The organism is Gilliamella sp. B2838, assembly GCF_026536185.1.
In the GTDB taxonomy this organism is placed as follows: domain Bacteria; phylum Pseudomonadota; class Gammaproteobacteria; order Enterobacterales; family Orbaceae; genus Gilliamella.
Map to the genome: position 1 here is coordinate 76,720 of NZ_JAFNOO010000001.1, position 15,533 is coordinate 92,252.

The 15,533-nt window shown below is 34.5% G+C and carries 12 protein-coding genes; 6 read left to right on the forward strand and 6 right to left on the reverse strand.

The window, feature by feature from the left end; translation table 11 throughout:
• Positions 1–7 precede the first annotated feature (7 nt).
• Positions 8–1,453: a uroporphyrinogen-III C-methyltransferase gene (locus J3U63_RS00400; RefSeq protein WP_267333044.1), complete on the reverse strand. Its 1,446-nt coding sequence runs from the start codon at positions 1,451–1,453 to the stop codon at positions 8–10.
• Positions 1,454–2,193: 740 nt separating this feature from the next.
• Between J3U63_RS00400 and gmk the strand changes: the two genes are divergently transcribed.
• Positions 2,194–2,817, forward strand: coding sequence for a guanylate kinase (gmk, locus tag J3U63_RS00405; RefSeq protein ID WP_267370160.1), 624 nt, complete (start codon positions 2,194–2,196; stop codon positions 2,815–2,817).
• A gap of 124 nt (positions 2,818–2,941) precedes the next feature.
• Here the strand turns inward: gmk and gloA are convergent, their stop codons facing one another.
• Positions 2,942–3,349 carry a lactoylglutathione lyase gene (gene gloA, locus J3U63_RS00410; RefSeq protein ID WP_267370162.1) on the reverse strand — a complete coding sequence of 136 codons (408 nt, stop codon included), beginning with the start codon at positions 3,347–3,349 and terminating at the stop codon, positions 2,942–2,944.
• Positions 3,350–3,593: 244 nt separating this feature from the next.
• Positions 3,594–4,094 (reverse strand): glycine zipper 2TM domain-containing protein, encoded by a 501-nt coding sequence (locus J3U63_RS00415; RefSeq protein ID WP_416379557.1) that lies wholly within the window; start codon positions 4,092–4,094, stop codon positions 3,594–3,596.
• Between the two features lie 168 nt (positions 4,095–4,262).
• Here J3U63_RS00415 and J3U63_RS00420 point away from each other — a divergent pair, with 168 nt between their 5' ends.
• The 3 genes from J3U63_RS00420 to pgm all read left to right on the forward strand — a co-directional run bounded on the left by J3U63_RS00420 (position 4,263) and on the right by pgm (position 6,713).
• Positions 4,263–4,457, forward strand: coding sequence for a hypothetical protein (locus J3U63_RS00420; protein WP_267333048.1), 195 nt, complete (start codon positions 4,263–4,265; stop codon positions 4,455–4,457).
• 22 nt (positions 4,458–4,479) lie between these two features.
• The gene (locus J3U63_RS00425) at positions 4,480–4,992 is read left to right on the forward strand and encodes a hypothetical protein (protein ID WP_267333049.1); all 513 of its coding nucleotides are present in this window, start codon (positions 4,480–4,482) and stop codon (positions 4,990–4,992) included.
• An 83-nt stretch (positions 4,993–5,075) separates the two neighbouring features.
• Positions 5,076–6,713, forward strand: coding sequence for a phosphoglucomutase (alpha-D-glucose-1,6-bisphosphate-dependent) (gene pgm, locus J3U63_RS00430; protein WP_267333050.1), 1,638 nt, complete (start codon positions 5,076–5,078; stop codon positions 6,711–6,713).
• A 352-nt stretch (positions 6,714–7,065) separates the two neighbouring features.
• Here the strand turns inward: pgm and J3U63_RS00435 are convergent, their stop codons facing one another.
• The 3 genes from J3U63_RS00435 to ubiG all read right to left on the reverse strand — a co-directional run bounded on the left by J3U63_RS00435 (position 7,066) and on the right by ubiG (position 11,407).
• Positions 7,066–8,631: a hypothetical protein gene (locus J3U63_RS00435; protein ID WP_267333051.1), complete on the reverse strand. Its 1,566-nt coding sequence runs from the start codon at positions 8,629–8,631 to the stop codon at positions 7,066–7,068.
• A 457-nt stretch (positions 8,632–9,088) separates the two neighbouring features.
• The gene (guaB, locus tag J3U63_RS00440) at positions 9,089–10,555 is read right to left on the reverse strand and encodes an IMP dehydrogenase (protein ID WP_267348550.1); all 1,467 of its coding nucleotides are present in this window, start codon (positions 10,553–10,555) and stop codon (positions 9,089–9,091) included.
• Positions 10,556–10,687: 132 nt separating this feature from the next.
• Positions 10,688–11,407 (reverse strand): bifunctional 2-polyprenyl-6-hydroxyphenol methylase/3-demethylubiquinol 3-O-methyltransferase UbiG, encoded by a 720-nt coding sequence (gene ubiG, locus J3U63_RS00445; protein ID WP_267370165.1) that lies wholly within the window; start codon positions 11,405–11,407, stop codon positions 10,688–10,690.
• 466 nt (positions 11,408–11,873) lie between these two features.
• Here ubiG and J3U63_RS00450 point away from each other — a divergent pair, with 466 nt between their 5' ends.
• Positions 11,874–13,241 (forward strand): sodium-dependent transporter, encoded by a 1,368-nt coding sequence (locus J3U63_RS00450; RefSeq protein ID WP_267370167.1) that lies wholly within the window; start codon positions 11,874–11,876, stop codon positions 13,239–13,241.
• 298 nt (positions 13,242–13,539) lie between these two features.
• The gene (gene htpG, locus J3U63_RS00455) at positions 13,540–15,414 is read left to right on the forward strand and encodes a molecular chaperone HtpG (RefSeq protein WP_267370168.1); all 1,875 of its coding nucleotides are present in this window, start codon (positions 13,540–13,542) and stop codon (positions 15,412–15,414) included.
• The last annotated feature ends 119 nt before the right edge of the window (positions 15,415–15,533 follow it).

Genomic DNA, 15,533 nt, shown 5'->3' on the forward strand with positions numbered 1-15,533 from the left:
TATTCTCCTATTTAGCCATCATTGAACGCACACGCGATTGCATTAATTTTTCTAATTCCGTCGCGCTTGCCAACTTATCTGGAACAGATTGATTACTGATTGATTGACTTTGTAAATTCTCAAGATCATCTAAGAAAGCCTTAACATCAGGCGCATTACCATCAAAATAAGCATTAACCCACAATGCAGCATCACTTAAAGCGCGTTGGTAAACAAGATCTTGATGTCTTGGTACAGCCTGAGCTGCAATCAATAAACGAAAACGAATATTTTCGCGTAAATAAAGTGATTGTTCTAAATTTAGTGGTGTTTTCAATATTTGACATCTCACAATCTGTTTTTCATCTTTTTGAGCTTTGGATAAACAAGTGGCAAAATTTTTCTCATTTTCATCAATTTTTTCAATGGTGATGAATTTATCCAAAAATGACTGAGCATTAGTCAATAAATTATTCGACCAATCAAAAACAGACGACGTTATTTCGCGATGATTATTTTTCTCTGTTGGCTCTTCGGTTAGCTCTTTTGAATTAGTCGGCGTATTAACTGATTGTGCTGATGATATGTCATCATTATATTGTGTCATCCCTAAATCTATTTCTTTGTAATTTCCAACCAAAGGTAATTCCGTTAGGGATTCAGAAAGTCCGATTAAATTCATCACAATACCATCATAGTCAACAAAACTGACTTTTGACAGTGAAGTAATATCTTGATTAATCGCTTGCCTTGCCGGTATCAAACTAGGATCATCAGCTTGCGCTAAACTTTCATCGGCACTTTTAAGCAATAATCGAGCGGTAGTATAATCTTGATCATTCCAAATTTTTCTACCCGCTAGATGCACCAGATAATTTGCTTGTGAAATCAACCACACACTGTTATCTGTTGTTGACATGGCCGAAAGACGCTCGTTTAAATTATGCAAATTTTGTTCAGTTAATTTTGAGGCGTCATTGATTTGATTGGTTAACTGTTGTTGATTTTTTTGTTGTTCATTGAGTTGGCGATCAACGCGCTGTTCCAGCGATGAAAATTGTTGATTTTGCTTGTTTACGGCATCGGTGATGCTATTTTGCAAATCATGAACAATACTATCTTTGGTACTTTGTTTCAAATTGGCAAGTTCAACTTGTAGGCTTGCAATTGTCTTTTTTTGATTTTCGACTTGCAAGTGTCCATGATAAAAAACAAAGCCGCCTAAACCGATTGTTAAAGCAATCGCTAAGATGGCTAACTTTGAAGTGGGCACTTTATTTGAATTATTTTTAGTAGCTGATAAATTGGATTTTTTTTCTACTTCAGGACTAGATTGGGCATTTATTGGCATTTTTTTATTTTCAGTCATAGTCTTATTCGCTTTATATTCAGTTTTTATGATAGGTGAAGGGCTAAATGAGGTCGTATTTATTGTTGAAAGCGTTGCATTGGCACCATAATATTTTAATGGCATAATTCACTCCACTTAGCTCTGGTTTAAATGACAATATTATGACATAGAGTCATCACAGTTTTAACTAAAATTTAATTAGTAACAAATCAAATCATTTTAAATAGTTATTTTTAAATTGATTTTGTTGATTAACTTACTCTCTTTATTTTGGTATTTGTCATATTACTAGTTATCCTTTTTTGATCAATATTATGTTTTTCATCATTGAGCAGTAATTTTATCTTTAGCCTTTCGCTGCTTGATATAACGTGGTTAAACGAAGAAAAATACTGTTATAGGGGTATATGGGCTATATTATTCACCCTAGATTCAATGATAGTTAAAAATTTTATTGCTAATAGAGATAAACCAGACATGAATATGGCACAAAATTTTTTTCAATTATTATTTTTGTGTACTATTTTATTGATACCTTCATCAAAACTATATTGTTATATTTTTTATATCTATACCTTAAAAAATTACTGCTAAAATTAGCGGTTGATCAAATTTATCTTTCTGATTAACAAAATTCAATTCAATTATTTTTATAGTCGTTTTGATGTATTGTCAGTATATTGTTAACTTATTAAATTGCAAAAACTTTAACAACCTATCATTGCTTCCAGTATAAACATATGTAATTTGATGTTTGCTATACCACAATCTAGCAAATTATTTTGTTATAATATTTGCATTTCGTTTTAGTTATCTTATTTTAGTTATCTAATCAACCTTTTCATACTAAGTGATAAAAATTTATGTATACAGGAACCTTGTTTATTATTTCAGCACCAAGTGGTGCGGGTAAATCAAGTTTAATTCAAGCTTATTTAGCGCAAAAAGATCATCATCCAGCTAGAGTTTCTATTTCTCATACAACTCGCACACCAAGGCCTGGTGAACAACATGGTGAACATTATTATTTTGTTGATCATCAACAGTTTGAATCGTTGATCAATCAACAAGCTTTTGTTGAGTATGCGCATGTATTTGAAAACTATTACGGCACCTCAAAAGATGAGATCGAAAAAAGTTTAATCGATGGAGTAAATGTTTTTTTGGATATTGATTGGCAAGGTGCAAGGCAAGTACGAGCGCAAATGCCCGAGTCAAAAAGCATTTTTATTTTGCCACCATCAATTGAAGAGCTAAAAAATCGACTCAAGAAGCGTGGACAAGATGATGATCAGGTAATTGATAGAAGAATGCAAAAAGCTCAAGCCGAAATTTCACATTATGATGAATATGATTATATTATTATTAATGATGATTTTGATTGTTCGTTAAATTCATTAAATTCAATTATCACAGCTACACGTTTAGAACAGCAGAAACAAGCAATGATTAATCAAAACCTACTTAGAAGTTTACTAGCAAAATAGTAACTCATAGGTTAGCGCTATATAATTTTGCTAGCTTTGACATAAAAGCCTTAACGTAAATTAGTAAATTCATTTTTTACAACAATATCGCCGAATTTGATCGGCGATATGATTTACCTTAATTTTAATGACCTAATGCTTTATCAGCCTGATCATTTTGAATCAACTCTATTTTATAACCATCGGGATCTTCAATAAATGCAATAATTGTGTTGCCCCCTTTTACTGGACCGGCTTCACGCGTTACTTTGCCACCTGCTTGTTTGACATTACTACACATTTGCGCAACATCATCAACGCCAATAGCAATATGCCCAAAAGCATTACCATGATCATAACTTTGTGTTCCCCAATTATAGGTCAGTTCAATAACTGAACCGGCTGATTCATCATGATAACCAACAAAAGCAAGTGAATATTTATATTCTGTATTTTCACTCGTTCTTAATAATCGCATGCCCATTATACGAGTATAAAAATCAATTGATCGTTGTAAATCACTAACACGAATCATAGTATGTAATATACGCATCGCTTTATTGTTCCTTTTGTAGTAATAATGATTTCAATAATTTTATATATTCACAACGAGCCAATCAAATTTTTTATGCCTGAATTTGCATATTGATAATATTTGATATGGATTGAAGAGAAAGCGTACAAGATTTTATTGGTGCACGACTTACTGAAGATAGTTAAATGAATAATTTTGCGAAAATAGACTTCGCTTAGAACGCTAACAAGCAAAGTCTATTTTATTTAGAAAAAAGGGAAAATTACTTCTTAATTTCGCTATTATAACGAGGTGATGCGCTAATTTGTTTACCATTACTGACTAAACGTACTTTTTGCCCTGCAAAAAAATCATTAGCAGATCCTTTTTGTACAATAACGATATTGCCGCCGTTTTCTCGTTGAATTTCTAACTCAACAGCACTGGTTTGGCTAGCTTGATTTTCAATTGCACTACCTAACACTGCACCACCGATTGCACCAGTTGCAATCGCTACAGCTTGCCCGGTACCATTACCGACTGTATTACCTAAAACGCCGCCAAGTACTGCGCCACCTAATGAACCTAAAATATTTTCACTGCTACCATCAGAGGCATTAGTTTGGATTTTCACTGGGCGAACAGACACAACTGTACCATAACTAACTTGTTGAACCTGTTTTGCTTGATCTGTTGTATAAACATCGCCAGAATATATATCACTATTACCACAACCCGTTAAAATTGCTGCTAAAATAGCTAACGTGACGATTTTTTTCATAATTTATTCCTCATATAATTTGAGTATGAGCATGCTCATACTATTTTTTAGCATAATATTCTTTTATAAAAACGACAATATCATTTTCACTATTTTATCACTAGATAATATTATTTCTTAGCAAGTTGAGTTATACTCAGGTTAATAGTTTATCTACCATACAATAAGTATATGAAACGGTTATTTTTTCAATTAATATTATCAGTTATGATATGTGCCTGCCATGATACCAATCAACAACAAAAATTAGATAATGAAGCAATTGTTGAGAGTAAAAATAAAGATTGTTTATCAGAGAATGCAGGCAGTAATTTGCATCAACTCGACAATATTGCAATTGCAGCGCAAGGGTGTCCCGTAAAATAACTTAATAGGCATAATTAACATAATGAAAACTATCGAAATAGACGAAGAATTATATCAATTTATTGCAGCACAAACTAAACATATTGGTGAAGATGCATCAAGTATTTTGCGTCGTTTGTTAAAGATCAATCAACCTGTAAAAACAACAATTAGTACTACCAGTCAAGCAGACAATCAATATACCTTATTTAATGACTTACTAACGAGTGATACTTTTGTTAATGAAAAATCAATTATAAATCGGTTTATATTGTTACTTGGTGCGCTTTACAATTATAACCCAGCTTTATTTTCAATTGCGGCTACATCACTGCATGGCAGTAAACGGCAATATTTGGCAAAAGATAAAGAGTCATTAGAAACGTCCGGTAAAAATACAAAGCCGCGTGAAGTAATTGGTACACCGTATTGGGTGATCAGTAATACCAATACAGCCCGAAAAATCTATATTATTGAATCAATTATGAGTGATATGGGTATATCAGAAAATATGATTAATCGAGTGATTGAAATTTTTTCATCGCAGAATAAATAAAATTACATGCTTTTATTAAAGAATAAACAACTATAGCTTGTAGCATAGATATAAATAGATAATTTATGAAAGAGGAGTATAAAATGGCAAACCCTAGCCGGGCAGGATTATTAGCTGAACCGTCTGATCTCATTGACGTTGAAGCATTAAGAAATAATTACTATAGCATTAGCCCTGATATAGAAAACGCAAGTCAATTAGTGATTTTTGGTACCTCAGGTCACCGCGGTAGTTCCAACAAAGGTACCTTTAATGAGGATCATATTTTAGCCGTTGCTCAAGCTATAGCAGAATACCGTCAGGCAAATAATATTACGGGTCCATGTTTTATTGGTCAAGACACCCATGCTTTGTCAGAGTTGGCATTAAAATCAGTATTAGAAGTGTTTGTCGCTAATGAACAAACCGTTGTTATCGCTCGAGATTGGGGATTTACCCCAACGCCAGTTATTTCACATGCTATTTTAACCTATAACCTTGGCAAACAATCACAATTGGCTGATGGTATTGTAATTACGCCTTCGCATAATCCGCCTGAAGATGGTGGTATTAAATATAATCCGACTAATGGTGGTCCGGCCGATACGCATATCACAAAGCAAATCGAAAATCGCGCTAACGAATTACTAAAAAATAAACTTAATGGCGTGAAGCGTGTTTCTTTAGACAAAGCGATTAACTCCTCTTACATACATACTAAAGAGTACGAAACTGATTATGTAAATGATCTTGAAAACATTTTAGATTTAGCATTAATTAAATCTTCTGATCTTAATATTGGCGTTGATCCATTAGGGGGAGCCGGTATCACCTATTGGCCAAGAATTGCTGACAAATATGGTATTAAACTTAATATTGTCAACAATAAAATCGATCCGACCTTTAGCTTTATGCACCTTGATCATGATGAAGTGATTAGAATGGATTGTTCTAGTCGCTGGGCAATGGCGGGATTATTGCAATTAAAAGATAAGTTTGACTTAGCGTTTGGTAACGATACCGATTTTGACCGTCATGGTATTGTAACGCCAAAAGGATTGATGAATCCAAATGCTTACCTTTCTGTTTGTGTGAATTATTTATTCCAAAATCGTCCACAATGGCATAAAGACATAGCTATTGGTAAAACATTAGTAACGAGTTCAATGATCGACCGCGTCGCCAATAGCCTTAATAAAAAATATTTAGAATATCCAGTTGGCTTTAAATGGTATGCTGATGGTCTTTACAACGGAACATTAGGTTTTGCCGGCGAAGAGAGTGCTGGCGCCTCTTTTTTAAGAACGAATGGAAAAGTTTGGGCAACCGATAAAGATGGTATTATTTTATGTTTGCTAGCAGCTGAAATGACGGCAAAAACAGGAAAAAATCCACAAGAACAATACCAAGAACTTGAAGCAAAATTTGGTGTTTCATATTATGGACGGCTACAAGCACCGGCCTCTTTTACTGAGAAACAAAAATTAGCTAAACTTGATGCCAGCCAGTTAACAACAGACCAGCTTGCTGGTGAAAAAATTACCCAATGTTTAACTACGGCGCCGGCAAATAATGCACCAATTGGTGGATTGAAAGTGATAACTGAAAACGGTTGGTTTGCAGCTCGACCTTCAGGAACAGAAGACGCTTACAAAATTTATGCTGAAAGTTTTATCAGTAACGATCATTTAGCAACATTACAAAAAGAAGCGCAAGAAATTGTTGCCAAAGCTATCAAATAACTGTCATGTATTTTGCTGATTTAACTTAAAATCAGCAAAGGTTATTGAGTTGTTTGTCGTGTTCATAACAATTTGTACAGCAATAAAAATTCTGCCCAGATCACTATTTGTGTCTGGGCAAATTTTTTACTTCACTCATTTATAAATGATAGATTCTAAGTTTGTTGGCAATCTTGCCCTCATCAGGGCTCAATTATCAAGTTTTTTAGAGTATAAAACACACAACAACATGATGTGAACAGTGGTAAATCGTTTATTAAGCCAATATGTGTTTTTTATTTTTATAATAACTCACCTCAACTCAGTATATTAAACAACTAATAACAAAATTGAGGCTATAATATCATTACAGTTATGGACTAACACAAGCAATATGATATGAACTAAAGCTTGGTTCGTTATACCACATGTCCCCATCACCAGCATCAATTCTTATTGGATTACCTTGATAAGTCTCCATCGCCCAATACCAATCTCCAGGATGATCAGAAGCCCAGTTTGTGCCAGGATAATGAATAGGTTGATTAAACATGGTTCCCCATTCGTTAAATAATCCGCCAATCCATTTGCCGTTCGTTCCTCTATAACTTAATTGACGACGGTAACCATTTATATTACGCCCAGGTATTCCGCCAGACCAAATCGAAGTATTAGCATTAGTATAATCAGCCACACTTGGCAGTCGATAACCAATGCCTCGACAATAAGATATTGCGCTACTCTGATTTGAAACAAGATCAACTGATGGGGTGAGATACCAACGTTGTATAGTAAAACTGTAGAGTATATTCTGCTTAGCTTTGTCAGAATATAACTGAAAGGTAACCGGAGAAAAACTTTTATTGGCAGTTGAAGTTGTTGGCCCTTTTAGTACTATTTTTACCGCACTTACACTACTACTATTACCCCAACCCGGCGTATTTTCCGCTGATAGCAATAACGTAACATTACCTGAACTTGATTTAATTGTACTACCATTGATATTGACAACTTCTTGCGGTGTTATTCCGCTTAATAACAAATAAAATCTTAAATTATCTGAACCGGTACTTGGAAAATTTTTAGCAGCTGTATTAATATCTTGTGGAATAAATCCTTTTCCTTTGCCCCAATCGGGACCATCTAAATCTTGATATTGGGTATTATTACTTGAATCGTTTGCTAGATTAGGTTGTGCGTAACAAACTGTCGGTTTATGAGAAATTTGATAACGTTTAGTCACTGGCACATAATCACTTTCTTTAGGAATGCCATATTTAGAATAAGTTTTTAATTGTGCGGTAATCTCTAACGTTAATGGCAGTGTATACGCATTATCACAAGCCAATCTTTGACTAATATTGGTTAACGCTTTACCATTTGCATCATACCAATTAGAACTCGTGAAACTGAGTAGAAAAGGTTTATAAGTATCTATCTGATCGCCATCTTTATCGGCATAGTTTAATTTATTATCTAACGAATCATAGTAAAAGTTTTTAACTGCAAAACTTGATGGTTTTAAATTACCGTCAAAAAGATTAACTTCATTCCCTTTCATATTACTGCTTGCTTCACTATAAAATACACCACCTACAGTAAATCCATGTTTACTAGCGGCCAAATCTATATTGGCTACTTGCGGTGCATTCCCTTCTATTGCTTTCGCTGTCGCGGCGATCAATGCGTTGGCACAAGTAAAAGGGAGTAACAGTAAGCCAACAATTATTAGGGTTGTCTTTTTAAAAAAGAGATGAAGATAAAGCGTATTAAGCATTAAACCTATAGGTTTGTTAACAAGCTTAAAATAAATAAAAAAATGTTCTAATAACGACGCTTTAAAGTAAGTCAATAATTGTTTTTTTGTTAAACCCTTAGATATGGGGATCACACCCGATCGAAGACAAAATAATATAAAACGATATCCCTTTTCAATCATATTTTTACCGCTCCTTGTAACGCTATACCTGTTTTTTGGCAGAAATCTATATGGTTATTTTCGTTTAATTAAAAATTATTTTTTTCATATATTTCAATACTATAAAAGTAAAAATGATTTGGGTATCATAAAGTAATTAATATCACCTGTAACGGTTATTTATGTTAAAAATTGTCATTGATTGTTAATTATTTCAAATTTACGATTTTTTGTTCCTATTAATTTCAAACAGTGAGATTTATTGAATGACTGATAGCAATTTTGACAAACGTTGTTAGTTTTAAAAGAATCTAGCAGAGAGATTGATATTTAAATTTTATCTAGAGTAGTCAAACGCAGAAAATATAACTATGCAATAACTGAAACAATTTATTTAAAAATAACAAATTGTTTTATAGAGAATTAATTATGTTAGATTGGGATCATTTAATCAATGATCCCTGTTTTTTTTTGGATTTTAAACACCTGCACGATAGTTAGGTGGTTCTTTAGTAATAAGTACATCATGTACATGACTTTCTTTCATGCCTGCACCAGTAATACGATAGAATTTAGCTTTTGTGCGTAATTCATCAATTGTGGCACAACCAGTTAATCCCATACAAGAGCGTAATCCGCCCATTTGTTGATGGACGATTTCTTTCAATAAGCCTTTATAAGCGATACGACCTTCAATCCCTTCAGGTACTAATTTATCAGCGGCATTATCAGTTTGGAAATATCGATCTGAAGAACCTTTCGCCATTGCACCTAATGACCCCATTCCACGATAAGATTTATAAGCTCGGCCTTGGAATAATTCAATTTCACCGGGTGCTTCTTCGGTTCCAGCAAACATCGATCCAACCATAACACACGAAGCACCTGCTGCAATCGCTTTAGCAATATCACCCGAAAAACGTATGCCACCATCGGCAATAACTGGGATATTGTATTTTTGTGCCATCTCTACAGCGTCCATAATCGCTGTAATTTGTGGTACGCCCACACCAGTGACAATACGCGTTGTACAAATTGAACCTGGACCAATCCCAACTTTAACTGCACTCACACCCGCATCGATCAAGGCTTTTGCACCTTCGGCCGTTGCAACATTACCACCTATTATTTGTAAATCAGGATACGCTTTTCGAGCTTGACGAATACGTTCAAGAACGCCTTCGGAGTGACCATGTGAAGAGTCAATTAACAGCACATCGACACCCGCTTCGACTAAGGCAGCAATGCGCTCCTCATTTCCAGCACCAGCACCTACCGCAGCACCGACACGCAAGCGTCCTTTTTCATCTTTACAAGCATTCGGTTTTTGCTCCGCTTTATTGTAATCTTTAACGGTGATCATGCCTTTTAAGTGGAATTTATCATCAACGACTAATACTTTTTCAACGCGGTGTTCATGCATTTTTTGCAGAACACTTTCACGTTTTTCACCTTCATTGACCGTTACTAAACGTTCTTTAGGGGTCATCACTGCAGTAACCGGTAACGACAAATCGGTGGCAAATCTTACATCCCGTGCAGTAATAATCCCCACTAATTCTTGCGATTTGGTGACAACAGGAAAACCGGCAAAGCCATACTCTTTAGCAAGATCAATAACATGCTGTATTGTTGCTGTTGGTAACACTGAAACTGGATCTTGTACAATACCACTTTCATGCTTTTTAACACGCTTAACATGATTTGCTTGAACGTCTATTGGCATATTTTTATGAATAAAACCAATTCCACCTTCTTGAGCAAGGGCTATAGCCAGATCGGATTCGGTAACCGTATCCATTGCAGCTGAAAGCATTGGAATATTAAGTTTTATTGTTTTCGTTAATTGAGTACTAATATCAGCAGTGTTAGGTAATACAGATGAGTGAGCGGGAACTAATAACACATCATCAAATGTGAGGGCTTCTTTTACGATACGAGACATGACAATATTCACCATTGAGTTGAATTGTTGATAAAATATTGCCGACGTATTCTACCTTTCTTTTTTATGAAAAACTAGTTAAATTTAATATTTTATTAAGTGTTTGTTCACTTACATATCAAAAAATTTAACTTACTCATAATCATTATTAATCTCTTTTTGCGCCATCATAATATAATTCACATCGACATTCGATCCTAATGTAAATTGATTTTTGAGTAAATGATATTCCATTCCGATAATATCTTTAACCACTAAACCTGATTGTTCAACCCATAGCATTAACTCTGACGGACGAATAAATTTATTGGCGTCATGTGTGCCTTTTGGTACTAGTCTTGCAATATATTCAGCACCATAAATCAACATTAATTTAGCTTTATAATTGCGATTAATGGTTGATAAAAATAGTTTTCCGCCAGGTTTAAGTAATTTTGCACAAGCGTTGATAATAGAAAAGGGATCAGGAACATGTTCTAATAATTCCATACACGTAATCATATCATAATAATCACTTTTTTGGTCAGCATGCTGTTCAACAGTCTGTTTTAAATATGTGATAGAAAGACCACTTTGTTGTGCATGGCATTTTGCCACTTGTAATGATTCATCAGCTAGATCGATTGCCGTAACATTAGCACCGAGTTTGGCTAAACTTTCAGATAAAATTCCCCCACCACATCCTACATCTAATACATTTTTTTGCTCTAATGAGCCACACTTTTGCTTAACATAGTCTACTCGTAATGGATTAATAATATGTAGTGGCTTACATTTACCATTGGGATCCCACCATTGGGCAGCCATCTGTGAAAATTTATTGATTTCATTAATATCGATATTTTGTGACATGATTATGTATTATAAGATTATCAAAACTGAAATTAACTATATTCTAACTATCAGTAATTATCAACAAATTGCCCAAACTATTCTTAGTTCATTAATTATGATGATCATAATAAAAACCTAATAGAAATTACAGCTGGCTGGGTACGTTCATTCAATCGTTTATTTTTATTATCAAAATAAGTTTTTTCTACTCTACTTGTAGGCTAATTTTTATTGACATTAATTTAATGAACAAAGTCAATCTAATAGAATAATTAATATAAAAATTATTCAGTAATAGATGCTAATTTACTAATAACGTCAAGCTAAAATTTTAGACAGATATAGTAAATAAAGTAATGTTTTCTTGTTTATAGCTTGGTTTCATGGCATGATCTAATACTTAATTTTTTTAATAAAAAAGCTTTTTGAGCATTTGTTTACACTAAAATTAAACGTTTAATTAAGAGTAAAGGAAAAGATATTCATGAGTACAGGTACTATGAAGAAAAGTCACTCACAGTGGAGCTCTCGCATGGGATTTATGCTTGCAGCGGCGGGTTCTGCAGTGGGTTTAGGTAATATTTGGAAATTTCCATATATGGCAGGTGAAATGGGTGGTTCAGCATTTGTACTCACCTATTTACTGTTCATGTTCATGATTGGACTACCAATTTTAGTTTTAGAATGGTTAATTGGTCGCCGCGGGCAAAAAAATCCGATTCATACAATGGAAGATGTCGCCGCTTCTGAGGGACGTTCTAAATCATGGCGTTGGGTTGGTATTATTGGTGTACTTGGCTCATTTTTAATTTTATCTTTTTATAGTGTAATCGGTGGATGGGCTACAGATTATATTGTGCTGGCAGCAGAAGGGACTTTTGAAAACGCAACAGGCGAAATTACCGGACAAATTTTTACTAACTTCCTTGGTAATGTGACTAGTTTACTCACTTGGCATACCGTGTTTATGTTTGCAACTGCATTTATTGTTGCCTTAGGTGTCGGAGCAGGTTTAGAGCGTGGCTGTAAAGTGATGATGCCAGGTTTAGGCATTTTACTATTAGTATTAGTAGGTTACGCGGCTTATGCAAGTGGACCGTCTTTTGGTGTAGCTTGTGAATTCTTATTCTCACCTAACTGGTCAGCATTAAACGGAACGGCTATTTTAGCTGCGTTGGGACATGCATTTTTCAGTCTATCATTAGGTATGGGTATTATGATGGCATACGGCTCTTACTTAGGACAGGATGTTAACTTGTTATCAACCGCCCGTACAGTCGTGATATTAGATGTTATTGTGGCTGTTTTATCTGGCTTAGCGATTTTCCCATTAGTTTTTGCCAACAATCTAACACCAGGTTCTGGTCCAGGCTTAATATTTGTTACGTTACCAATTGCATTTGGTAATATGGGTGGTGGTTTAATTTTAGGTATTTTATTCTTTATCTTTTTAACTTTTGCTGCATTAACCTCTTCTATCTCTTTACTTGAGCCAACAGTTGAATTGCTAGAAGAAAAAACACATATGGGCCGTAAAACAGCAACCGCTGTAAGTAGTATTATTATTTGGGCATTAGGTATTGCCTGTATTTTATCGTTCAACAAATGGGCCGATGTAACGCTATTTGGCAAAAATATTTTTGATATTCTTGACTACATAACCAGTAAAATTATGTTGCCGGTCACAGGACTAGGTACGGTTATTTTTGGTGCATGGATGATGAATCAAAAACGCATCCGTCAAGAGCTCAACTTAAATTCATTCTGGACTATTGTTTGGACTTTATTGACACGATTTGTTATTCCAGTAGCAATTATCGCGATTCTTATTTTTGGATTTACACCAGAATAATCATTAGAAAGTTGTTAATCAGCCCTGAATTAATGTCAGGGCTTTTTTGGCAACTTTACAAAAAACCAGCAAACTACCCACTAAATTTGCAAACGTCTATTGAAAACGATTTTTTTATTCCCATATACCAATACAACAATAAATCATATGTTTAAAACAATGTTATTCGATTAACGTTAATACCCTTTTGTATTGATATTTTTTTTAAAATAATCGTTAAAGTATATCAATGAGTTAACAATCATTATGGTCGCAATCGTTAATTGAATTTACTTAATAGAGTAAGAGGTACTAGTCAATGAGTAAGCAAGGAACCGAAACACGAGGATTTCAATCCGAAGTTAAACAGATTCTTCATTTAATGATCCACTCTTTATATTCTAATAAAGAGATATTTTTACGTGAACTGATCTCTAATGCATCTGATGCTGCCGATAAACTCCGTTTTAAAGCATTAGAAAACCCAAATCTATACGCCGGTGATGGTGAACTAGGCGTACGTATTTCAACCGATAAAGATGCCGGTACGCTAACAATCTCGGATAACGGTATTGGTATGACTCGTGACGAAGTCATTGAAAATCTTGGCACTATTGCTAAGTCAGGCACCAAAGCATTTTTAGAATCAATTGGTAGCGATCAAGCTAAAGATAGTCAGTTAATTGGCCAATTTGGTGTCGGTTTTTACTCCGCATTTATCGTTGCTGATAAAGTGACCGTTAGAACGCGCGCCGCTACTGCAAATGCAGATGAAGCCGTCATGTGGGAATCAGCCGGAGAAGGTGAATACACTATTTCTGATGATCATAAAGAAACCCGAGGAACTGAAATCACATTACATTTAAAAGACGATGAAAAAGAGTTTTTAGATGACTGGCGTTTACGATCAATTATCAGCAAATATTCTGATCATATTTCTCTTCCGGTTGAAGTACAAACCACAGACGAAGAAAGTAAAGAAGTTAAATGGGAAAAAGTTAATAAAGCTCAAGCGCTTTGGACAAGAAGCAAATCTGAAATTACTGATGAAGAATATAAAGAGTTTTATAAACATATTTCTCACGATTTTGCCGATCCTTTAAGCTGGAGTCATAATCGCGTTGAAGGTAAACAAGAGTATACTAGTTTACTTTATATCCCATCTAAAGCACCTTGGGATATGTGGAATCGTGATAACAAACACGGCTTAAAACTCTATGTTCAACGCGTATTTATTATGGATGATGCGGAACAATTTATGCCTAACTATTTACGTTTTGTGAAGGGATTAATTGATTCAAATGATCTACCACTAAATGTATCGCGTGAAATTCTGCAAGACAATAAAATTACCCAAAGTTTACGTAATGCGTGTACTAAACGTGTATTACAGATGCTTGAAAAATTAGACAAAGACGACAAACAACAGTATCAACAATTCTGGAGTGAGTTTGGTTTAGTATTAAAAGAAGGTACAGGTGAAGACTTTGCTAACCGTGAAGCGATAGCTAAATTATTGCGTTTTGCTACAACCCATAGTGATAGTGATGCACAAACTGTCTCATTAGAAGACTACATTAGCCGCATGCAAGATGGTCAGGAAAAAATTTACTATATTACTGCTGATAGTTATGGCGCAGCAAAAAATAGTCCTCATCTTGAGTTATTCCGTAAAAAAGGTATTGAAGTTTTATTACTTTCTGATCGTATTGATGAATGGATGATGAGCAATTTAACTGAATTTGATGGTAAACAATTCCAATCAATCAGCAAATCAGACGAATCAATCGAAAAATTAGCCGATCAAGATAGTGAAGCACAAAAACAAGTTGAAAAAGAACTTGAACCATTTATTGAGAGAGTCAAAAAAGTATTAGGTGATAAAGTTAAAGAAGTCAAATTAACCCATCGCTTAACGGATACGCCAGCAATTGTGACTACGTCTGCTGATGAAATGACAACACAAATGGCTAAACTCTTTGCCGCAGCAGGACAAAAAGCGCCAGATATAAAATATACTTTCGAGATTAATCCTGATCACAGCTTGGTTAAACGCATTGCCGATACCCAAGATGAAGCTGCATTCAAGGATTGGATTGAATTATTATTAGATCAGTCGCTGCTTGCCGAAAAAGGTTCGCTTAGTGATCCGAGTAAATTTATTCAGACAATGAATAAGTTACTAGCTCAATAATTTTTTTAATCTAATGTTAAAGTGCAAACCCGATATTGACCAATGTATCGGGTTTTTTGTTATTTTTTCCTCAAAAAGCAATAAAATTTTGTTGGAATTATGATAAATATCACACTTTT

Bases quoted from the DNA above. Each gene is read 5' to 3' on its own strand.
- gmk (WP_267370160.1), top strand. From the start codon at position 2,194: ATGTATACAGGAACCTTGTTTATTATTTCAGCACCAAGTGGTGCGGGT.
- gloA (WP_267370162.1), bottom strand. From the start codon at position 3,349: ATGCGTATATTACATACTATGATTCGTGTTAGTGATTTACAACGATCA.
- J3U63_RS00425 (WP_267333049.1), top strand. From the start codon at position 4,480: ATGAAAACTATCGAAATAGACGAAGAATTATATCAATTTATTGCAGCA.
- J3U63_RS00420 (WP_267333048.1), top strand. From the start codon at position 4,263: ATGAAACGGTTATTTTTTCAATTAATATTATCAGTTATGATATGTGCC.
- htpG (WP_267370168.1), top strand. From the start codon at position 13,540: ATGAGTAAGCAAGGAACCGAAACACGAGGATTTCAATCCGAAGTTAAA.
- J3U63_RS00435 (WP_267333051.1), bottom strand. From the start codon at position 8,631: ATGATTGAAAAGGGATATCGTTTTATATTATTTTGTCTTCGATCGGGT.
- pgm (WP_267333050.1), top strand. From the start codon at position 5,076: ATGGCAAACCCTAGCCGGGCAGGATTATTAGCTGAACCGTCTGATCTC.
- ubiG (WP_267370165.1), bottom strand. From the start codon at position 11,407: ATGTCACAAAATATCGATATTAATGAAATCAATAAATTTTCACAGATG.
- guaB (WP_267348550.1), bottom strand. From the start codon at position 10,555: ATGTCTCGTATCGTAAAAGAAGCCCTCACATTTGATGATGTGTTATTA.
- J3U63_RS00450 (WP_267370167.1), top strand. From the start codon at position 11,874: ATGAGTACAGGTACTATGAAGAAAAGTCACTCACAGTGGAGCTCTCGC.
- J3U63_RS00400 (WP_267333044.1), bottom strand. From the start codon at position 1,453: ATGCCATTAAAATATTATGGTGCCAATGCAACGCTTTCAACAATAAAT.